Here is a 17,333-nt window from a genome sequence, read left to right on the forward strand (position 1 = left end):
ATGCGGAGCGTTAAGAAGGGGCCTTTCTGCGATGGCCACCTGATGCTGAAGATTCAGGCGGCTCAGAGCGAAGGCTCGAAGAAAGTCATCAAGACCTGGTCGCGTCGCTCCACCATCTTCCCGGAAGCCGTGGGGCTCACGTTTGCGGTGCACAACGGCCGCAAATTCGTGCCCGTGTTCGTCACCGAGAACATGGTGGGCCACAAGTTCGGCGAGTTCGCCCCCACCCGCACCTTCCATGGTCACGCTGGTGACAAGAAGAAGGGCGGCAAGGGCAATCCGCGTACCGGCAAGGCCTGATTTCCACCGTCGCGATTCGCGGGCCGGAGGTTTTCGTTACCTCGCGGCCCGCGACGCATTTTGGGAATCGGAGTGGGGGAGAGGGGCGTTGCAAGCGACCATGAGAGCTGCAGCCGTAATCGGACTTTTGCTGGTGGCCGGGTGTCAGAGCTCGCGCCCCGCACCGGCCGAGCCGCGGGTTTCCGGGCCGTCCGCGCCGTCCGCGCCGCGAGGTACCGCGGCGGACCAGCATCCAGCCGATGAAAAGGCGGACGCGGGCGTCGACTTCGCGGCTTCGGTGCGCGCCGCCCTCGCGAAGCAAGCCCTGCCGGCGGTGGCAGCGGTGCTCGACGCACGTTCGGGCAAGGCGCTGGCCCTGGTTGGGCAAGGCGGAGTGGACGCGAGCAGCACCGTGCTCCGGCCCGGGTCGACGATGAAACCTCTGGTGGCGTTTGCCGCGGCCAAGGCCGGGGTGCTCGGGCCGCAGCACCACGTGACCTGCGATGGCAGCTACAAGAAGGCCTTCCACTGCTTCGACAAGCATGGGGATCTGAGCCTTTCGCAGGCCATCGAGACGTCGTGCAACGTGTACTTCTTCGATCTGGCCGACCAAATGGGCACGGCTCGGCTCCGCAGCGGGCTCGGCGAATTCGGCGTCACGGTGCCGAGCGACGCGCGGCTGAAGGAGAAGCTGGTGAAAGACTTTCCTCCCTATGTGGGCACAGGGGAGGGGCCGTACGGTGTGACCGCGGAAACGCTGGCGACGGCGTACCAGAAGCTCGCCACGGAGCTCGGCGCGCATCACGAGGCCGTGTACGGCGAGATCACGAAGGGTTTGCGGGACGTGGTCGCGAGCGACACCGGCACCGGGCGCGCGGCGGGGGTGGCGGGGCTCGATGTCGGAGGCAAGACCGGCACCACGCAGGGCGATCCGGACAAGCCCGTCGACATGGCGCCGAGCACGGGCTGGTTCGCGGGCTATGCGCCCGTGGGGTCACCCGAGATCGTGGTGGCGGTGGCGGTGGTCGGCGGAGGGCCCGGCGGCAAGAGCGCCGCGCCCATTGCCCACGACATCTTTCAGGCCTGGCGTCAGTAGGCGACGCCGGAGTAAGGGCACTGCTTCATCTGGTCCGGGTCGCAGGGAGACGGCGGCATGCAGTCGAACCACTCGGGGCAGCTCGCGTCCTGCTCGCAGCCGCAGCCGCAGGAGTTGGTGAAGGGCGTGGTGTACCCAGGGCACTGCACGCCGGCCTTGCACTCCGCCGGCGTGTAGTACTTGCGCCACCATTCCTTGCTCGGGTCGCAGGCGCACGCCTTCTTGGTGCAACCGACGCCGCCGCTGGTGCAGGTGCAGGTGTTGCAGCCGTCCAGCGAGGGAAAGCTCTCGCCGTCCTTGTACTCCTTGCCCGCGTAGCTGCAGGTCTGCGCGCAGATGGCGAGGGTACAGGAGACCTTGCCGTTGTCCTGGCAGAAGCACTCGTTGCAGCCGTCTCCCGCCGGGAAGGATTGGCCCGCCACGTAGGTCTTGCCCTGATACTCACACGTGGTGGCGCAGGCCTTCTCCGTGCAGCTGACGGAGCCGTTCGCGTTGCAAGTGCACTGGTTGCAGCCGTCCGTGGCCGGGAAAGATTCGCCGGGCTGATGGCTCTTGCCGTCGTAGCTGCAGCCATCGACGCAGGCGAGGAGCGTGCACGCGACCTGGCCGTCTTGCGCGCAGCTGCAGGTGTTGCAGCCGTCGCTCGAAGGAAACGAGTCGCCGGCGGAGTAGCTCTTGCCGCCGTAGCTGCAGTCTCCGCCGGAGCCGCCGGGGTCCTTGGTGGTGGAGCCGCTGCACGCGGCGAGCCAGAGCGCGGCGAAGACCATCAGTGATCGAGCTGTCGTCATGTGAGCCACTCCCGGTGTGTGCCAAGCTCCGGAGACCGGAAATCCGAGCCTCGCGACGAAACAATGAAAATTCCGTGCCGAGGAAGCCGCACCCGTCGGCGGGCGTAGGACGGCCGGGTGCGAGGCGTCCTGCTTTCGGCCTGCGACGAGCCGGGGGCCGGCGCTTCGCGCCTTTCAGCTATCGAGCAACTCGCGGACGGTCTCCGCGTCCGAGAACGGCAGCGTCTCGTTGCCGATGGTCTGGCCGGGCTCGTGACCCTTGCCTGCGATGACCACTACGTCGCCGGGCTTCGCCGCTTCGAGGGCCGCCCGGATGGCCGTTCGGCGATCCAGCTCCACCTGTACGTAGGCGCGGCCGCCCTTGCGACAGCCACCGCTCACGGCCTTGGCGATGTCCGCGGGCTTTTCGTGGCGCGGGTTGTCGTTGGTCACGATCGCGCGATCCACACGCTGACCGACGGCGCGCCCCATGGGGCCGCGCTTTTCCTTGTCGCGGCCGCCGCCGGCGCCAAACACCACGATCACGCGGTGATCCCCCGCCAGCGCCCGGGCCGAGTCGCACATGCGGGCCAGGGCATCCGGCGTGTGGGCGAAGTCCACCGCGACGATGGGCTCTCGCGCGATGATCTCGAAGCGGCCGGGCACCTGAGGACAGCTCGCGAGGCCGCGGCGCACCGTGTGTCCGTCGATGCCGTAGCGCAGCGCCGCGCACGCCGCGCCCAAGGCGTTCTCCGCGAACACGTGGCCCACCAGTGGCACCTCGAGCTCGCCGCCCAGCGCTTCCGCCAGCTCCGAAGGCTCGAGCCGCGCCCGCGTGCCCGCGGCCGACAGCTCGATGCTTGCCGCCGACAGATCCACCGCGTGCAACGCGGGTCCGCGATTGGGTGCCGCGTACCACAGCCGGAGCACATCCGGTGGCGTGACGCGATCGAGCAGCAGTGACGTTTCGTCTGCGGCGTTCAGCACCGCCGTGCGCCCCGGGCCGAGGTGCACGAAGAGCTGCGCCTTGCTCGCCAGGTAGTGCTCGAAGGAGCCGTGGGCATCCAGGTGATCCCGCGACAGATTGGTGAACACGCCCAGGTCGAAGCGCCACTTGCGCGCGTAGCCGTTCGCCAGCGCCTGGCTCGTGACCTCCACCACGGCGTCTTTCGAACCCGCCTGCGCCGCCTTCTCGAAGGCCTGCACGTAGCCGCCCAGGGTACGGGGTACGTCCAGCGTTTCGTCGTCCAGGCGATAGCCCAGGGTCGTCTCGAGCAGCACGCGCTTGCCCGCCGCCCGGAGCACGCTCGCGATCAGCGAGCTCGTGCTCGTCTTGCCGTTGGTGCCCGTCACCCCGAAGGTGAAGAACGGTTCCGCCCACGCATGCGGGGGCTTCGTCGGCCGGGGCACTTCCGGAGCGTCCGTCACGCCCTCATCCTGCCATCCCCGCCTGACAACCGCCTTGTGAATTTGGGTGTCGGTGCGGCGCGATTCCGTCGCGCTGGCGCGCGTCGTTTCCGCGGCGAACCAACAACATCATGGCGGCTTCGACCGGTGCAGAATTGAGAGCGGCACGGGACGGTTCAGGTCGGAGGCGGCGAGAATCAAGAAGCAACGAACAAAACGAAACGGGCCTCCCGTGGGGGAAGCCCGTTTCGAACTCTGGCGCGGGGAGCGTCAGGGTGTGTTGTAGGCGTCGATGCCGTACGCGCAGGCCTTGAAATCCTCCGCACAGTCGTTCGTGCCAGGCGCGTAGTCGTTGTAGCACTGAATGATGTCTACGCGGGTCTGCTCGTTCATCGAGTTCATGACCTGCTGGCACTGCGATTCGTCGATGCCGGCTGTGCCACCACTGACGGCAGGACAAGAATCGGCGACGTCCTTGCAGCTCGTTGCACCAGCGTCCCCAACCGTTACTGGGCCTACCCCACAGGCGAGGCTGAACGTATTGTTGATGCAATCGTTCACCGCGTTGTCGTGGTCGACCGAGCACTGATCGCTGACGTTGATGGCAGCAAGGCAATTGTAGAGTGCCTCGGTCACGCCAGGGCGACCGTGCAGCTCCATGTAGTCGCAGAAGATCGCGCCCGAGGGCTGCAGCCCACCCTCGATACCTGCGTCCGGGTCGCCGGGACAGCTGGTGCTGTAGTACGGCAAGCCGGCACAGATGCCGCCTTCGAGTCCGGCGTCACTCTGGGTATCGTCGCCCAGGCAAGCGCCGCCGTCCGCGCCTGCGGTGCCGCCGCCGCCTGCAGCGCCAGCCACACCCGCGGTGCCGCCGCTGCCGGCCTGACCCGCGCTGCCGGCCTGACCGCCGCCGCTCCCCGCGGTGCCGCCGCCGGTGCCGCCCACGCCACCCGAACCGGAAACGCCGGCGTCCGTGTCGGTGGCCACGTCTTCGCTGCTACAACCTGCCGCTACTGCGGCCGTGGAGGCCAGCAGGGCCGTGATGGCCAAGAATCGTTCGACTTTGATCTGCATCTAGAAGCCCTCCCAGTCTCAATGAAGGAAACCGAGGCCGACTATCGGCCTACGGCGTCTGACGAAGGAATACGCTAGCAATTCGACCAGACTACCCGATTTTCTGCCACGCCGGGCTTTTCCAAACGTGCTGGACTTTCTGCGGGTTCTTGGGGCCGCGCCCGGTGAACGGCTGAACAGTAGAGAAATCGGGGGTTTTGGCGCCTCTTCGGAGGGCTTGCGAAGGTCCAAACGCTCTGCTAGTTAGCGGTCCCCTTTTTCGGCGCCTCTCGTTCGTTCACTCGACCGGTCGGTGCCGAAGCCGCCCGAAATCACAGGCGGCTCGCGCAGTCTCCGTGACTGCAACTCGAACCGCCGCGACATCGGGTGACCGATGCTGGGGCCACGACTCGGTGCCTCCTCGATTGAGGGCAGCGGGTGTTGTCAGGAATGTGTGGCGATGATCAGCCGAGCAAAAGCGAACTTCCAACGGATCAGCCCGCGCAAGGCGCGGATGGTCATCAACATGGTTCGTGGTCGTGATGCCGCAGAAGCACTGCAGCTCCTCGACTTCACCCCGAAGGCCGGTGCACCGGTCGTCAAGAAGCTCCTCGCGAGTGCCTTGGCGAACGCCCGCACGAAGCGCCCCGACGTGGACGCGGACGCGCTCTACATCAGCAAGGCCACGGTCGACAAAGGACCGGACCAGCACATGCGTCGCTGGCGCCCGCGCGCCATGGGCCGCGCAACTCGTGTCACCAAAGGCGTGAGCCACATCATCATCGAGCTCGACGAGCGCTAAGAGGACTCAGAAACATGGGACAGAAGACTCACCCGTACGGCTTTCGGCTCGGCGTCATCAAGAGCTGGACCAGCAAGTGGTACGAGGACTCCCACTACAAGAAGTGGCTGCACGAGGACATTCGCATCAAGCGTGCGGTCAAGGACTACCTCTACAACGCGAACGTCGCGAGCGTGGAGATCGAGCGCGCTGCCAACAAGGCGAAGGTGATCGTGTTCACCGCTCGCCCCGGCATGGTGATCGGCAAGGGCGGCAAGGGCATCGAGATCCTCAAGAGCGGCAATCTGGATTCCGCCGCCAAGGGTGAGACCAAGTTCCCCGGCGTGCAGTCGTTCACCGAGAACGAGGTGTTCATCGACGTCCAAGAGGTGCGCAAGGCAGAGACCAACGCGCAGCTGGTGGCCGAGAACATCGCCACCCAGCTGGAGCGCCGCATCGCGTTCCGCCGCGCCATGAAGAAGGCCCTCAGCACCGCGATGAAGTTCGGAGCCAAGGGCGTGCGCATCCGCTGCGCCGGTCGCCTCGGCGGCTCGGAGATGGGTCGCGTCGAAACCTACCGCGAGGGGCGCGTGCCCCTGCACACCCTGCGCGCCGACGTCGACTTCGGCTTGGCCGAGGCGCGCACCACCTACGGCACCATCGGTGTGAAGGTGTGGATCTTCAAGGGCGAGGTTCTGCAGCGCAAGGCGCGCCGCATTCCGGAGTGATGAGTCATGCTCTCCCCCAAGCGAACGAAATTCCGCAAGCAGCAGAAGGGCAAGAACCGCGGCATTGCCTGGCGCGGTAGCGACGTGTCCTTCGGCGATTTCGCGTTGCAGTCCCTGGATGGCGCCTGGATCACCGCGCGTCAGCTAGAGGCCGCGCGTATGGCGATTCAGCGGCACGTGAAGCGCGCCGGCAAGCTCTACATCCGGATCTTCCCGGACAAGCCCATCACCAAGAAGCCCCTCGAAGTCCGCATGGGTAGCGGTAAGGGCGCCGTGGAGGGCTGGGTGGCCGTGGTCAAGCCTGGCCGCGTGCTGTTCGAGATCGCGGGCGTTCCCGAAGACCTGGCGCGCCAGGCCTTCAAGCTGGCCTCGGCCAAGCTCCCCATCGAGACGCGCTTCTTGGCGCGAGGAGATCTGTGATGAACGCCAAAGAGCTCCGGGAGCGCACGACCGAGGATCTGGTCGAGCTCGAGAAGGCCCTCAAGAAGGACCTGTTTTCGTATCGGATGAAGAATTCCACCAGCCAGCTCGACGACACGAGCCTCCTTTCGAAGACTCGAAAGGACATCTCTCGCATCGAGCAGATCCTTCACACGCGTCGCAGCGACAGCGCAAAGGGTGAGTCATGAGCTCCGCAGTAGAAGATCGCTCAGTCAAATCGCGTCGCCGATTCATCGGCCGCGTCAAGAGCGACAAGATGGACAAGACCGTGGTGGTCGAGGTCGTCCGTTTCAAGATGGACGCCATGTACAAGAAGTACGTTCGCGTCCGCACCCGCTACCAAGCGCACGACGAGAAGAACCAGTACAAGATCGGTGATCGCGTGGAGATCGCGGAGCACCGTCCCCTTTCCAAGCGCAAGCGCTGGAACGTGGTTCGTCTCATCGAGCGTCCGGCGGAGCTCAGCTAGGAGTCGTCGCCATGATTCAAGCGGAGTCCTTCCTCGACGTAGCCGACAACTCCGGCGCCAAGCTCGTTCAGTGCATCAAGGTGCTGGGCGGGTCACGGCGGCGCTATGCCGGCCTGGGCGACATCATCGTCGTCAGCATCAAAGAGGCGCTGCCCAACAGCAAGGTGAAGAAAGGTGACCGCGCCAAGGCGGTCGTCGTTCGCACCAAGCGCGAGTATCGGCGCGCCGACGGCAGCTACATCAAGTTCGATTCGAACAGCGCCGTTCTCATCAATCCCCAGATGGAGCCGGTTGGCACACGCATCTTCGGCCCCGTCGCTCGCGAGCTGCGCGGCAAGCGCTTCATGAAGATCATCTCGCTCGCTCCGGAGGTGCTGTGATGGCTCAGCGCATCAAGGTTGGAGACGAGGTCATCGTCATCAGCGGTGTGGACAAGGGCAAGCGTGGCAAGGTCACGCGAGTGCTCCTGGACAAGAACCGGGTGGTGGTCGAGGGCGTGAATCAGGTCAAGCGACACCTCAAGGCCACGCAAGCCGGCCCGGGTGGCATTCTCGAGGTCGAGGCCCCGCTGTCGGCCAGCAACGTGATGCCGGTGGATCCCGAGACGGGCAAGCCCACTCGCATCAAGTTCCAGACGAAGGACGGGAAGAAGGAGCGCATCGCCAAGAGCGGCGCCGCGCTGCCCACCCCGCAGGAATGATCATGGCGGACGTGGTAGAGCCTCGCTTTCGCGAGAAGTATCAGAAGGAAATCGTGCCGGCGCTGATGAAGCGCTTTGGCTACAAGAACTTGATGCAGGTGCCCCGCATCAAGAAGGTCGTGGTCAACATGGGCCTGGGCGAAGCGGTGGGGAACCCGAAGCTCATCGACGCGGCCGTGGTGGAGCTCGCCGCCATCACGGGTCAGAAGCCCGTGGTCACCCGCGCCAAGAAGTCCATCGCCAGCTTCAAGCTGCGCGAGGGCATGCCCATCGGCGCCATGGTGACCCTGCGGCGCGAGCGGATGTGGGAGTTCCTCGATCGACTCATCACCTTGAGTCTGCCGAGCGTGCGCGATTTCCGCGGCACCAGCCCGCGAGCCTTCGACGGCGCGGGCAACTACACCCTGGGTCTGCGCGAGCAGATCGTGTTCCCGGAGATCGACTTCGACAAGGTCGACAAGATCAAGGGACTCAACATCACCATCAACACGACGGCCGAGACGGACGAGGAAGCCAAGGAGCTCCTCGCCCAGCTGGGCATGCCGTTCCGCAACTGAAGGTCCGAGGAGCTACGACAATGGCGCGTGCATCCCAGTGGGTGAAGCTGAACCGACAGCCGAAGTTCTCGACTCGGCACGTCAACCGCTGCCACGTGTGCGGGCGGCCTCGGGCTGTCTACCGCGACTTCAACCTGTGCCGCATCTGCCTGCGCAACCTGGCGCTGAAGGGCGAGCTGCCCGGCGTGACCAAGGCGAGCTGGTGACACCATGATGACCGATCCGATTTCCGACATGCTGGCGCGTATCCGCAACGCGGCGCTCGCGCGGCATGAGATGACTCACATCCCGCACAGCCGCCTGAAGAAGTCCGTGGCCGAGATCCTCAAGGCCCAGGGCTACATCGCGGACGTGCGCTCGGAGAAGTGGGGTCCGCAGCAGCGTGAGTCGATCACCGTCGTGCTGAAGTACGGCCGTGACCGCAAGTGCGCGTTTCAGGGCCTGCGCCGCGTGTCCAAGCCGGGCCGCCGCGTGTACGTCGGCCACGACTCGATTCCCCGCGTCCTCAGTGGTCTCGGTGTTGCCATTCTGAGCACGCCCCAGGGACTGATGACGGACGCCGACGCCCGCAAGAACAAGGTGGGCGGCGAAGTCTTGTGTGAGGTTTGGTGATGGCTCAGGAGCAGACAACCCCGACCAAGCAATCGCGCTTGGGCAAGCGGCCCGTGTCCGTGCCGAAGGGCGTCACGGTCAACGTGAACGGCACCAAGGTCGAGGTGCAGGGACCGAAGGGCAAGCTCTCCCGCGAGCTGCCGAGCACCATCCAGTTCAAGAAGGATGGCGACAGCTTCACGGTGGACGCTTCCAGCGCCGGCCGAGATGCGTCGCGACTCCAGGGCCTCGGCCGCGCGTTGCTCGCCAGCATGGTGAAGGGCGCAGCGGAGGGCTATGAGCGAGTGCTCGAGCTCGTCGGCACCGGCTATCGCTGCGAGGTGAAGGGCCGCACGCTGACCCTACAGCTCGGCTTCTCCCATCCTGCAAAGGTGGAGCTGCCCGCAGAGGTGAGCGCCACGGTGCCGGGTGACTCCAAGGGCACCATCTTGATCCTCACGTCGGCGGACAAGGCCTCTCTGGGCCAGGTCGCGGCCACGGTTCGTTCTCTGCGTCCGCCTGAGCCGTACGGCGGCAAGGGTGTGCGCTATCGCGGTGAGCAAATCCGTCGCAAGGCGGGCAAGGCCGGCAAGGGCGGCAAGAAGTAGTCGGAGTTTTCGCCATGTTTCACGGCAAATTGACGGGACGGGAGCGACGCAAGCTCCGCATTCGGCGCAAGATCTCGGGCAGCACGGGGCGTCCCCGCCTCAGCGTGTTCCGCACCTCGCGACACATCTACGCTCAGGTCGTGGACGACGTTCAGGGCACCACCCTGGCCGCGGCCTCCACGCTCTCGCGCGACCTGAAGTCCACCTTGGACGACGACAAGAAGACGGATGCCGCCAAGAAGGTGGGCGCGCTGATCGCGAAGATCTGTCTGGAAAAGAAGATCGACAAGGTCGTGTTCGACCGCAACGGATACCTCTATCACGGGCGTGTGAAGGCGCTCGCGGACGCAGCACGCGAGGCCGGCCTCTCGTTCTGAGAAGCGAAAATAGGAAACGAAGATGGCATTCGAGCACTATGACGAAGAGAAGCTGAAAGAGCGCGTCATCCACATCAATCGCGTTGCGAAGGTGGTGAAGGGTGGCCGTCGCTTCAGCTTCGCGGCGCTGGTCGTGGTCGGCGACGAGGCGGGCCACGTGGGCGTCGGCCTGGGCAAGGCCAACGAGGTCCCGGAGGCCATCCGCAAGGGCAACGACCAAGCTCGCAAGAACCTGTTCAAGGTCCCGATGATCGGCGCCACGGTTCCCCACGAGGTGGTGGGCGAGTTCGGCGCGGGTCGCGTCCTGCTCCGCCCCGCCGCTCCGGGTACCGGCGTCATCGCCGGCGGTCCGGTGCGCGCCGTGGTGGAGTCGGCCGGCATTCAGGACATCCTCACGAAGTGCCTGGGCTCGGCCAACAAGTACAACGTGGTCAACGCCACGGTGGAGGCCCTCAAGGCCCTGCGCGCTCCAGAAAATGTGGCTAACGCTCGCGATATGGGCGTGGAGCACGTGACGAATGACTATCCCGTGGCCAAGATGAGCGCCACGGCTGCCGCCGCGCAGTCGATCGTCAGCTCCACCAATAGCGGTGGAGGAGTAGCGCCGTGACTCCCTCGAAGCTCGAAGTTCGCCAAGTCACCAGTGAGATTGGCCGTCCCCACCCCCAGCGCCGGGTCCTCAAGGGCCTGGGCCTCCGGGGTATCGGCTCCTCGGTGGTGGTCGACAACACGCCGTCGTTCCGCGGCATGATCAAGAAGGTGATCCACCTGGTGAAGGTGGAGGAGAAGAAGTCATGAGCGACGTGCTTTCACGGCTTTCGCCGCCTCCTGGCGCGCGAACCACGGAAAAGCGCATCGGGCGTGGTGTGGGCAGTGGTCTGGGCAAGACCGGTGGCCGCGGCCAGAAGGGCCAGAAGGCCCGTCAGCCCGGCAACATCCACAAGCTGCATTTCCAGGGTGGTCAGACGCCCATGCAGCGGCGTCTGCCCAAGCGTGGTTTCCGCGTTCCTTTCCCGATCAAGACGGTGGCGATCAACGTCGCCGCCCTCGATCGCTTTGACGCCGGCGCCACGGTGGACGAGGCCGCTCTGCGAGAGGCTCGCTTGGTTCAGGGCCGCGAGGTCCGCATCAAGATCCTGGGCGAGGGGGAGCTCAAGAAGGCTCTCACCGTCAGCGCCCACGGCTTCAGCAAGTCCGCGCAAGAGAAGATCGCGAAGGCGGGCGGCAAGGTCGTCGTGATTCCGCCGAAGCACGCCCAGGCCGGCGGGGACGAGGCCCCGCCCGCTTCCTGATCCCGCTTTAGAGTCGAGGCGCCTTCATGGCCGTCGTTCGCGGGTTTTCCAACATTACCAAGGTGCCGGAGCTGCGCCGGCGCATCGCTTTCACCTTGGGGATCCTCGCGATCTATCGCGTGGGCGTGTTCATCACCACGCCGGGCGTCGACCGCAACGTGATGCGCAACATCGTGAGCGGGCAGGGCGGCCTCTTGGGTCTGTTCAACCTGTTCTCCGGTGGCGCGCTCTCGAACCTGTCGATCTTCGCGCTGGGCATCATGCCCTACATCTCCGCCAGCATCATCATGCAGCTCTTGGGCATGGTGAGTAAGCAGGTGGAAGAGATGCGCAAAGAGGGTGAGGCCGGGCGCCGCAAGCTCGAGCAGTACACCCGCTACGGCACCATCGTACTGTCCGCATTTCAGTCGTTCGGCGTGGCCCTGTATCTGGAAGGCCTGAACGACTCCGACATGGGCGGCGGTCGTTTTGGCGACGTCGTGCAGAGCCCCGGCTGGGGCTTCCGCCTAATGACCATGATCACCCTGACCACTGGTACGGGTCTGATCATGTGGCTCGGCGAGCAGGCGACGGAGCGAGGCGTCGGCAACGGCATCTCCCTCATCATCTTCGCCAGCATCGTCAGCGGCATCCCGACCGGGATCGGCAAGTACTGGGCGGCCAACGCCGGACAGATCGAGCCCCTGACCATCACGATCCTCGGTGCCATCATCTTGATCAGCATCGCCATCGTGGTGTTCTTCGAGCGCGCCCAGCGGCAGATCCCCATCCAGTACGCGCGCCGACAGGTCGGACGACACATTTATGGTGGCCGCAGCGCCCACCTGCCGCTGAAGGTGAACATGGCGAGCATGATCCCGCCGATCTTCGCCTCCAGCTTGCTGATGTTCCCCACCACCTTGGCGAACTTCAACATCCCGGGCATGACGCGCTTCGCGGCGATCCTGAATCGCGGCGACTGGGTGTTCCACACCTTCTTCGGCGCGCTCATCATCTTCTTCTGCTTCTTCTACACCGCCGTCACGTTCCAGCCCGTGGAGGTGGCAGACAACCTGAAGAAGCAACAAGCGAACATTCCGGGCATCCGTCCCGGGAAGCAGACGGCCGAGTACCTGGACCGGGTGCTCACTCGCCTCACGGTGGGTGGCTCGATCTACGTGGCGGCCATCTGCGTGGTGCCTGCGGTGATCAGCCAGGCCCTCCGCGTGCCGTTCCAGTTCGGTGGCACCAGCCTGATGATCGTCGTGGGTGTTGCGCTCGAGACGGTCAATCAGATCGAGGCGCACCTCATCACCCGCAGCTACGAAGGACTCACCGGCCCGCGGATGACGCGCCTCAGCGGTAGGAGGGCCACGTCATGAGCATCCGCATCGTGCTCGTCGGACCGCCGGCGAGCGGCAAGGGTACCCAGGCGAACGTCCTGTCCGAGGGCTACGCCGTTCCCAAAATCTCCACCGGGGACATGCTCCGTGAGGCCAAGGCCGCGGGAACCGCGCTGGGTAAAGAGGCCGAGAAGTTCATGACCGCCGGCAAGCTGGTGCCGGACGAGGTGGTGATTGGCCTGGTGGACGAGCGCCTGAACGCCGCCGACGCCGAAAATGGCTTTATTCTCGACGGTTTCCCCCGCACCACCGCCCAGGCCGAGGCGCTCGAGGGTTTGTTGGCTCGCCGCGGAACCCCCCTGAACGCCGCCATCCAGATCGACGTCGCGAAGGACCTGCTCGTGGAGCGGGCCACCCTCCGCCGCATCGATAAACGGACTGGACAAATCTACCATCTGAAGTACTCTCCGCCCCCCCCGGACGCCGACCTCGAACAGCGAGCCGACGACCGGGAAGAGACGGTGCGGCGTCGTCTCGACGAGTACGACGCAATGACGGCGGCGCTGCTGCCGTTCTACGAGCAGCGAGGGCTGCTCAGGCGAGTCGACGGCGTCGGCTCCCCGGAGGAGGTCACCGCCCGAATCAAGCAACAGCTCGGGAAGTGACCAGAGATTGGAATCAAGGAGAAGCGGAACGACCCAGACTGGTTTGATCGAGGAGGTGTTACCCAATCAGATGTATCGGGTACGCCTCGACGACGGCAAGACGGTGCGAGCAGGAGTCTCGCCCAGCCTCCGCCACTCGGTAGTGAGGTTGATCGCCGGAAGCCGAGTCGCCGTGAAGCTCACGAGCCACGATCCAAACCGAGGTCAGATCGTCAAGCAGATGTAAGCCGCACGTCGAAGGATTTGGTCATGAAGGTTCGTCCCAGCGTCAAAAAGATTTGTGACAAGTGCAAGGTCATCAAGCGCAAAGGCGTCGTGCGCGTGATCTGCGACAACCCGCGCCATAAGCAGCGTCAGGGCTGATCGAAACGGAGCTCAGAGAATGGCACGCATCGCAGGAGTGGATCTCCCCCGTCGCAAGCAGCTCGTCTACGCGCTGCCTTACATCTACGGAATCGGCGACAAGACCTCGCGAGACATCTGCGCGAAGGCCGGCATCCCCGAGAACAAGCGCGTCGAGGAGCTGACGGACGCGGAGGTCAAGGCCATCCGCGACACCATCGAGGCGAACGTCAAGGTGGAGGGCGATCTGCGTCGCGAGATCCAACAGAACATCAAGCGTCTGATGGACCTCGGTTGCTACCGCGGCCTCCGTCACCGCAAGGGCCTGCCGGTCAACGGGCAGCGCACCCACACCAACGCCCGCACCCGCAAGGGCCCGCGCAAGGGCGCGGCTCGTCGCTGAGGACTGAACGATGGCGAATCCCAAGAAGCGCACTCAGAAGAAGGTCGTCAAAAAGAACATTGCGACCGGCATCGCGCACATCCGCTCGACCTTCAACAACACCATCGTGACCATCACCGACATCAACGGAAACGTGGTGTCGTGGGCCAGCGCTGGCTCGCGTGGCTTCAAGGGCTCGCGCAAGAGCACGCCGTTCGCGGCGCAGCTGGCAGCAGAAGAGGCGGCACGTCGCGCTCAGGAGCACGGTATGCGCTCCGTCGCCGTGTTCGTGAAGGGCCCCGGCGCGGGCCGTGAGAGCGCGCTGCGCGCATTCCAGCAGACCGGCTTCAAGGTCACCCTCATCCGGGACGTGACCCCGGTCCCGCACAACGGCTGCCGTCCGCCCAAGCGGCGTCGCGTCTAATCTGAAGGAACGGATCGAAAATGGCTCGGTATCTCGGACCCGTCTGCAAGCTCTGTCGCCGTGAAGGCATGAAGCTCTACCTGAAGGGAGAGCGCTGCTACACGGAGAAGTGCGCCGTCGTGCGCCGGCCCTATCCCCCGGGGCAGCATGGTCAGGGTCGCATCAAGCTCAGCGAGTACGGCCTGCGTCTGCGTGAGAAGCAGAAGATGCGCCGCATCTACGGTCTCCTCGAGAAGCAGTTCTCCGGGTACTACGCCCAGGCCTCCGGCATGAAGGGCCGGACCGGTGAAGAGATGCTCGGTCTCATCGAGCGTCGCTTGGACAACGTGGTTCACCGCATGGGCTTTGCCTCCAGCCGCCCGCAGGCGCGGCAGCTGGTGCGCCACAACCACATCCTGGTCAACGGCAAGCGGGTCAACATTCCGAGCTTCGTCGTGAAGCCGAACGACAAGATCGAGATCCGAGAGAAGAGCAAGAAGATCGCCTTCGTGGCGGCTGCCTTGGCCGCCTCGGACAATCGTCAGCAGTCGAGCTGGCTCGATGTCGACAAGGATTCGATGAGCGGCGTGTTCAAGGGCATGCCGGTGCGTGACGAGCTCAACGAGCCCATGGTTCGTGAGCAGTACGTCGTGGAGTACTACTCGCGGTAATCCGCCGCGAAGCATGACGCGGGCAGGCCGCGGGACGCATCGGTGGAGCGGGTTCCCCGAGCGTCCGGGACGGTCGCGCGAACCCCAAACGAGAGGAACATCGCATGGTCAGTCAAATGATGAGCCGCAACTGGCGGGACCTGATCCGCCCCAAGGCGATCCACCTGGAGCAGGAGTCCGGCACGGACTTTTACGGCAAGTTCACCTGCGAGCCTCTCGAGCGCGGCTTCGGCATCACCATCGGCAACTCCCTGCGTCGCGTGCTGCTCGCATCGCTGCAGGGCGCCGCCATCACGGCAGTCCGCGTGGAAGGAGCTCTCCACGAGTTCACCACCATCCCCGACGTCCTCGAGGACGTCACGGACATCATCCTCAACCTCAAAGAGGTGGTGTTCAAGGCGGAGACGCCCAAGACCTACACGGTGCGCCTCGAGAAAGAGGGCCCGGGCCTCATCACCGCTGGTGACATCAAGATGGTGGACGGCCTCGCGGTGCTCAACCCCGATCACGCAGTGGCCACGCTGGACAAGAAGGGTCCGCTCAGCATGGAGCTGACGGTGAACGTGGGCCGCGGCTACGTTCCCGCGGAGCGCAACAAGAGCCCGACAATGCCGATCGGCACGATCCCGATCGACGCGCTGTTCTCGCCCATCCGCAAGGTGAACTACACCGTGCAGAATGCGCGCGTTGGCCAGCAGACGGACTACGACAAGCTGGTGCTCGAGGTGTGGACCAACGGCGCCGTGAAGCCCGCGGATGCCGTGGCCTTCGCCGCCAAGATCCTCAAGGAGCAGCTCGCGATCTGGATCAACTTCGAGGAGACCGAGGAGACGACCTACATCGCTCCCGGCACCGAAGAAGAGCCCCTCAACGAGAACCTGTTCCGCTCCGTCGACGAACTGGAGCTCAGCGTGCGTTCCGCGAACTGCCTGCAGAACGCGAACATCACGCTCATCGGCGAGCTGGTGCAGAAGACCGAGCAGGACATGCTCAAGACCAAGAACTTTGGCCGCAAGTCGCTCAAGGAGATCAAGGAGATCCTGGCGACCATGGGACTTCAGCTCGGCATGAAGTTCGACAGCTGGCCGCAGATGGTCGAGCGCTGGAAGCAGCAGCAGGCCCAGGCCTGAGCCGTTACTAGGAGCCAAGAAGATGCGTCACCGTAAAGCCGGCCGTCAGTTCGGCCGTAACACCAGCCACCGGCGCGCCATGCTGCGGGCGCTCACGGCAAACCTCGTCGCTCACGAGCGCATCGAGACCACGGACGCCAAGGCCAAGGAGCTCAAGCGGGTGGCGGAGCGCATGATCACCCGGGCACGTCGCTTGGGCGCCATCGCCTACACGCCGAACGAGGAGCTCAGCGTCGCGGATCGCGCGCGTCGGCAGGCTGCCGTTCAGCAGGTGTCGCGCTTCGTTCGTCGCTTCGGTGTGATCCAGCGAGACGGCGAAGAGAAGAAGATCGACCTGGTGGAGAAGGTGTTCGTGGAGCTGGCCAAGCGCTACGCGACGCGGCCGGGCGGCTACACGCGCATCATCAAGCTCGGTCATCGCCGCGGAGACAATGCTCCCATGGCGGTGGTGGAGCTGGTGGAGGCGAACGCCGCGCCGGAGCCCGCCAAGAAGAAGGCCGAGAAGAAGGCCGAAGCAAAGAGCGAAGAAGCCTGAGCTTCCGCGCTTGTGCGTTCGCGGCGTGATGGGCAGTGCCCGTCACGCCGCTGCGCTTTTGTGTCACTCCCAGCCCTCGTCCACGTCGTCGCGGGGAGCCCCGGGCTCGGCGGGGGACTTCACCTGAGGGAGCTTCTGCGTCGGGGAAGCGGGCGGAGGAGGACCATCCGGGCGGTAGGCTTCCTTCGGCACGCGGACGGCGCTGAGCTTGAGGGTGGGCTTGCGATGAATGGGGTCGGGAGCAGGGGGCTCCGACATCCGCAGACTCTCCGGGGGGCGGTCGAAGGTGTGGAGCTGGAGCTCGACGCCCGGTTCGTCGTGGGCCAGCTCCAGCGGCCCCAGACTGCCGCCGTTCTTGGCGACCCACGCCACGAACTCGTCCAGCGGAACGGACACCGGGAGCGGTTGGATGATCCGGGTGTAGCTGAGGCCGTCGAAGGTGAGCACGTCGATCTCGCTGAACTCGCCGAAGCCGCGCACCACCACCGAGAGCTCCCCCTCTATCCAGGTGGAGCTCGCCATCCGCCCGAGCACGTCCAGGATCCGCGCCGCGTCGTCGTGAGGCCGAGCCACCTCCGCCATGCGCTCGAGCAGGGCAAAGGCCCGCTCCCGGGGCGGCGTGTCGGACAGCGACTGCACCGGGGCGAAGGCGGACTCGATCAGCTCGTCCGTCACGTCCTGACAGCTGGTGAACCACAGGTCGACCACGGCAGGCTTCAGCCTGTGGCGGCGCACGG

30 protein-coding genes are annotated in these 17,333 nt (G+C 65.2%); 26 read left to right on the plus strand and 4 right to left on the minus strand.

Annotated features, from left to right (window positions below):
- Together rpsS and H6717_22460 are read left to right on the plus strand one after the other, a co-directional pair.
- Positions 1-300, plus strand: coding sequence for a 30S ribosomal protein S19 (gene rpsS, locus H6717_22455; protein MCB9579805.1), 300 nt, complete (start codon positions 1-3; stop codon positions 298-300).
- Between the two features lie 100 nt (positions 301-400).
- The gene (locus H6717_22460) at positions 401-1,375 is read left to right on the plus strand and encodes a hypothetical protein (protein MCB9579806.1); all 975 of its coding nucleotides are present in this window, start codon (positions 401-403) and stop codon (positions 1,373-1,375) included.
- Here the strand turns inward: H6717_22460 and H6717_22465 are convergent.
- From H6717_22465 to H6717_22475, 3 genes are all read right to left on the minus strand, one after another.
- Positions 1,369-2,163 carry a hypothetical protein gene (locus H6717_22465; protein MCB9579807.1) on the minus strand — a complete coding sequence of 265 codons (795 nt, stop codon included), beginning with the start codon at positions 2,161-2,163 and terminating at the stop codon, positions 1,369-1,371. The genes H6717_22460 and H6717_22465 overlap by 7 nt on opposite strands.
- A gap of 174 nt (positions 2,164-2,337) precedes the next feature.
- A complete protein-coding gene (locus H6717_22470; protein MCB9579808.1) occupies positions 2,338-3,570 on the minus strand; it encodes a UDP-N-acetylmuramoyl-L-alanyl-D-glutamate--2,6-diaminopimelate ligase in 1,233 nt (410 codons plus the stop codon).
- Between the two features lie 249 nt (positions 3,571-3,819).
- On the minus strand, positions 3,820-4,623 hold the full coding sequence (locus H6717_22475) for a hypothetical protein (protein MCB9579809.1): 804 nt from the start codon (positions 4,621-4,623) through the stop codon (positions 3,820-3,822).
- A gap of 439 nt (positions 4,624-5,062) precedes the next feature.
- Between H6717_22475 and rplV the strand changes: the two genes are divergently transcribed.
- The 24 genes from rplV to rplQ all read left to right on the plus strand — a co-directional run bounded on the left by rplV (position 5,063) and on the right by rplQ (position 16,596).
- A complete protein-coding gene (rplV, locus tag H6717_22480; protein ID MCB9579810.1) occupies positions 5,063-5,404 on the plus strand; it encodes a 50S ribosomal protein L22 in 342 nt (113 codons plus the stop codon).
- A gap of 14 nt (positions 5,405-5,418) precedes the next feature.
- Positions 5,419-6,111, plus strand: a complete 693-nt coding sequence (gene rpsC, locus H6717_22485; protein MCB9579811.1) for a 30S ribosomal protein S3 — start codon at positions 5,419-5,421, stop codon at positions 6,109-6,111.
- Positions 6,112-6,117: 6 nt separating this feature from the next.
- Positions 6,118-6,531, plus strand: a complete 414-nt coding sequence (rplP, locus tag H6717_22490) for a 50S ribosomal protein L16 (protein MCB9579812.1) — start codon at positions 6,118-6,120, stop codon at positions 6,529-6,531.
- A complete protein-coding gene (gene rpmC, locus H6717_22495; protein ID MCB9579813.1) occupies positions 6,531-6,740 on the plus strand; it encodes a 50S ribosomal protein L29 in 210 nt (69 codons plus the stop codon). The genes rplP and rpmC overlap by 1 nt, the downstream gene beginning before the upstream one ends.
- Positions 6,737-7,021, plus strand: coding sequence for a 30S ribosomal protein S17 (gene rpsQ / locus H6717_22500; GenBank protein ID MCB9579814.1), 285 nt, complete (start codon positions 6,737-6,739; stop codon positions 7,019-7,021). The genes rpmC and rpsQ overlap by 4 nt, the downstream gene beginning before the upstream one ends.
- 11 nt (positions 7,022-7,032) lie before the next feature.
- On the plus strand, positions 7,033-7,401 hold the full coding sequence (gene rplN / locus H6717_22505; GenBank protein ID MCB9579815.1) for a 50S ribosomal protein L14: 369 nt from the start codon (positions 7,033-7,035) through the stop codon (positions 7,399-7,401).
- Positions 7,401-7,721 (plus strand): 50S ribosomal protein L24, encoded by a 321-nt coding sequence (gene rplX / locus H6717_22510; protein ID MCB9579816.1) that lies wholly within the window; start codon positions 7,401-7,403, stop codon positions 7,719-7,721. Before rplN ends, rplX begins: the two co-directional genes overlap by 1 nt.
- Positions 7,722-7,723: 2 nt before the next feature.
- Positions 7,724-8,278, plus strand: a complete 555-nt coding sequence (gene rplE, locus H6717_22515) for a 50S ribosomal protein L5 (protein ID MCB9579817.1) — start codon at positions 7,724-7,726, stop codon at positions 8,276-8,278.
- A 20-nt stretch (positions 8,279-8,298) separates the two neighbouring features.
- Entirely contained in the window at positions 8,299-8,484 is a 186-nt protein-coding gene (locus H6717_22520; protein MCB9579818.1) for a type Z 30S ribosomal protein S14, read from the plus strand.
- A 4-nt stretch (positions 8,485-8,488) separates the two neighbouring features.
- On the plus strand, positions 8,489-8,890 hold the full coding sequence (gene rpsH / locus H6717_22525) for a 30S ribosomal protein S8 (protein MCB9579819.1): 402 nt from the start codon (positions 8,489-8,491) through the stop codon (positions 8,888-8,890).
- Complete coding sequence (gene rplF, locus H6717_22530; protein ID MCB9579820.1) at positions 8,890-9,477, plus strand: 50S ribosomal protein L6; 588 nt, start codon at positions 8,890-8,892, stop codon at positions 9,475-9,477. The genes rpsH and rplF overlap by 1 nt, the downstream gene beginning before the upstream one ends.
- Before the next feature lie 14 nt (positions 9,478-9,491).
- Positions 9,492-9,854 carry a 50S ribosomal protein L18 gene (locus H6717_22535; GenBank protein MCB9579821.1) on the plus strand — a complete coding sequence of 121 codons (363 nt, stop codon included), beginning with the start codon at positions 9,492-9,494 and terminating at the stop codon, positions 9,852-9,854.
- Between the two features lie 22 nt (positions 9,855-9,876).
- The gene (gene rpsE / locus H6717_22540) at positions 9,877-10,464 is read left to right on the plus strand and encodes a 30S ribosomal protein S5 (GenBank protein ID MCB9579822.1); all 588 of its coding nucleotides are present in this window, start codon (positions 9,877-9,879) and stop codon (positions 10,462-10,464) included.
- Entirely contained in the window at positions 10,461-10,652 is a 192-nt protein-coding gene (gene rpmD, locus H6717_22545) for a 50S ribosomal protein L30 (protein MCB9579823.1), read from the plus strand. Before rpsE ends, rpmD begins: the two co-directional genes overlap by 4 nt.
- Positions 10,649-11,146, plus strand: coding sequence for a 50S ribosomal protein L15 (gene rplO / locus H6717_22550; protein MCB9579824.1), 498 nt, complete (start codon positions 10,649-10,651; stop codon positions 11,144-11,146). Before rpmD ends, rplO begins: the two co-directional genes overlap by 4 nt.
- 26 nt (positions 11,147-11,172) lie before the next feature.
- Positions 11,173-12,507, plus strand: coding sequence for a preprotein translocase subunit SecY (secY, locus tag H6717_22555; protein MCB9579825.1), 1,335 nt, complete (start codon positions 11,173-11,175; stop codon positions 12,505-12,507).
- Between the two features lie 2 nt (positions 12,508-12,509).
- Positions 12,510-13,133 carry an adenylate kinase gene (locus H6717_22560; GenBank protein ID MCB9579826.1) on the plus strand — a complete coding sequence of 208 codons (624 nt, stop codon included), beginning with the start codon at positions 12,510-12,512 and terminating at the stop codon, positions 13,131-13,133.
- A gap of 70 nt (positions 13,134-13,203) precedes the next feature.
- Entirely contained in the window at positions 13,204-13,359 is a 156-nt protein-coding gene (gene infA / locus H6717_22565; protein ID MCB9579827.1) for a translation initiation factor IF-1, read from the plus strand.
- A 23-nt stretch (positions 13,360-13,382) separates the two neighbouring features.
- The gene (gene rpmJ, locus H6717_22570) at positions 13,383-13,496 is read left to right on the plus strand and encodes a 50S ribosomal protein L36 (GenBank protein ID MCB9579828.1); all 114 of its coding nucleotides are present in this window, start codon (positions 13,383-13,385) and stop codon (positions 13,494-13,496) included.
- A gap of 19 nt (positions 13,497-13,515) precedes the next feature.
- Positions 13,516-13,878 carry a 30S ribosomal protein S13 gene (gene rpsM, locus H6717_22575; GenBank protein MCB9579829.1) on the plus strand — a complete coding sequence of 121 codons (363 nt, stop codon included), beginning with the start codon at positions 13,516-13,518 and terminating at the stop codon, positions 13,876-13,878.
- 10 nt (positions 13,879-13,888) lie between these two features.
- Entirely contained in the window at positions 13,889-14,281 is a 393-nt protein-coding gene (gene rpsK / locus H6717_22580; protein ID MCB9579830.1) for a 30S ribosomal protein S11, read from the plus strand.
- Between the two features lie 20 nt (positions 14,282-14,301).
- On the plus strand, positions 14,302-14,931 hold the full coding sequence (rpsD, locus tag H6717_22585; protein ID MCB9579831.1) for a 30S ribosomal protein S4: 630 nt from the start codon (positions 14,302-14,304) through the stop codon (positions 14,929-14,931).
- A gap of 104 nt (positions 14,932-15,035) precedes the next feature.
- Positions 15,036-16,061 carry a DNA-directed RNA polymerase subunit alpha gene (locus H6717_22590; protein ID MCB9579832.1) on the plus strand — a complete coding sequence of 342 codons (1,026 nt, stop codon included), beginning with the start codon at positions 15,036-15,038 and terminating at the stop codon, positions 16,059-16,061.
- A 22-nt stretch (positions 16,062-16,083) separates the two neighbouring features.
- Complete coding sequence (gene rplQ / locus H6717_22595) at positions 16,084-16,596, plus strand: 50S ribosomal protein L17 (GenBank protein ID MCB9579833.1); 513 nt, start codon at positions 16,084-16,086, stop codon at positions 16,594-16,596.
- 63 nt (positions 16,597-16,659) lie between these two features.
- Here the strand turns inward: rplQ and H6717_22600 are convergent, their stop codons facing one another.
- A complete protein-coding gene (locus tag H6717_22600) occupies positions 16,660-17,331 on the minus strand; it encodes a hypothetical protein (protein MCB9579834.1) in 672 nt (223 codons plus the stop codon).
- Positions 17,332-17,333 lie beyond the last annotated feature (2 nt).

Source organism: Polyangiaceae bacterium, from assembly GCA_020633235.1.
Taxonomy (GTDB): Bacteria; Myxococcota_A; Polyangia; order Polyangiales; family Polyangiaceae; genus JACKEA01.

What these genes read in the sequence shown, in the direction of transcription:
- H6717_22460 (MCB9579806.1), top strand. Translation starts at nt 401, where the DNA reads ATGAGAGCTGCAGCCGTAATCGGACTTTTGCTGGTGGCCGGGTGTCAG.
- rpmC (MCB9579813.1), top strand. Translation starts at nt 6,531, where the DNA reads ATGAACGCCAAAGAGCTCCGGGAGCGCACGACCGAGGATCTGGTCGAG.
- rplX (MCB9579816.1), top strand. Translation starts at nt 7,401, where the DNA reads ATGGCTCAGCGCATCAAGGTTGGAGACGAGGTCATCGTCATCAGCGGT.
- rpsQ (MCB9579814.1), top strand. Translation starts at nt 6,737, where the DNA reads ATGAGCTCCGCAGTAGAAGATCGCTCAGTCAAATCGCGTCGCCGATTC.
- H6717_22590 (MCB9579832.1), top strand. Translation starts at nt 15,036, where the DNA reads ATGGTCAGTCAAATGATGAGCCGCAACTGGCGGGACCTGATCCGCCCC.
- rplE (MCB9579817.1), top strand. Translation starts at nt 7,724, where the DNA reads ATGGCGGACGTGGTAGAGCCTCGCTTTCGCGAGAAGTATCAGAAGGAA.
- H6717_22535 (MCB9579821.1), top strand. Translation starts at nt 9,492, where the DNA reads ATGTTTCACGGCAAATTGACGGGACGGGAGCGACGCAAGCTCCGCATT.
- rpsK (MCB9579830.1), top strand. Translation starts at nt 13,889, where the DNA reads ATGGCGAATCCCAAGAAGCGCACTCAGAAGAAGGTCGTCAAAAAGAAC.
- rpmJ (MCB9579828.1), top strand. Translation starts at nt 13,383, where the DNA reads ATGAAGGTTCGTCCCAGCGTCAAAAAGATTTGTGACAAGTGCAAGGTC.
- rplV (MCB9579810.1), top strand. Translation starts at nt 5,063, where the DNA reads ATGATCAGCCGAGCAAAAGCGAACTTCCAACGGATCAGCCCGCGCAAG.
- rplO (MCB9579824.1), top strand. Translation starts at nt 10,649, where the DNA reads ATGAGCGACGTGCTTTCACGGCTTTCGCCGCCTCCTGGCGCGCGAACC.
- rpsH (MCB9579819.1), top strand. Translation starts at nt 8,489, where the DNA reads ATGATGACCGATCCGATTTCCGACATGCTGGCGCGTATCCGCAACGCG.
- rplP (MCB9579812.1), top strand. Translation starts at nt 6,118, where the DNA reads ATGCTCTCCCCCAAGCGAACGAAATTCCGCAAGCAGCAGAAGGGCAAG.
- rplN (MCB9579815.1), top strand. Translation starts at nt 7,033, where the DNA reads ATGATTCAAGCGGAGTCCTTCCTCGACGTAGCCGACAACTCCGGCGCC.
- secY (MCB9579825.1), top strand. Translation starts at nt 11,173, where the DNA reads ATGGCCGTCGTTCGCGGGTTTTCCAACATTACCAAGGTGCCGGAGCTG.
- rpsS (MCB9579805.1), top strand. Translation starts at nt 1, where the DNA reads ATGCGGAGCGTTAAGAAGGGGCCTTTCTGCGATGGCCACCTGATGCTG.
- H6717_22465 (MCB9579807.1), bottom strand. Translation starts at nt 2,163, where the DNA reads ATGACGACAGCTCGATCACTGATGGTCTTCGCCGCGCTCTGGCTCGCC.
- rplF (MCB9579820.1), top strand. Translation starts at nt 8,890, where the DNA reads ATGGCTCAGGAGCAGACAACCCCGACCAAGCAATCGCGCTTGGGCAAG.
- infA (MCB9579827.1), top strand. Translation starts at nt 13,204, where the DNA reads ATGTATCGGGTACGCCTCGACGACGGCAAGACGGTGCGAGCAGGAGTC.
- rpsD (MCB9579831.1), top strand. Translation starts at nt 14,302, where the DNA reads ATGGCTCGGTATCTCGGACCCGTCTGCAAGCTCTGTCGCCGTGAAGGC.
- rpsC (MCB9579811.1), top strand. Translation starts at nt 5,419, where the DNA reads ATGGGACAGAAGACTCACCCGTACGGCTTTCGGCTCGGCGTCATCAAG.
- H6717_22475 (MCB9579809.1), bottom strand. Translation starts at nt 4,623, where the DNA reads ATGCAGATCAAAGTCGAACGATTCTTGGCCATCACGGCCCTGCTGGCC.
- rplQ (MCB9579833.1), top strand. Translation starts at nt 16,084, where the DNA reads ATGCGTCACCGTAAAGCCGGCCGTCAGTTCGGCCGTAACACCAGCCAC.
- rpsE (MCB9579822.1), top strand. Translation starts at nt 9,877, where the DNA reads ATGGCATTCGAGCACTATGACGAAGAGAAGCTGAAAGAGCGCGTCATC.
- rpsM (MCB9579829.1), top strand. Translation starts at nt 13,516, where the DNA reads ATGGCACGCATCGCAGGAGTGGATCTCCCCCGTCGCAAGCAGCTCGTC.
- H6717_22520 (MCB9579818.1), top strand. Translation starts at nt 8,299, where the DNA reads ATGGCGCGTGCATCCCAGTGGGTGAAGCTGAACCGACAGCCGAAGTTC.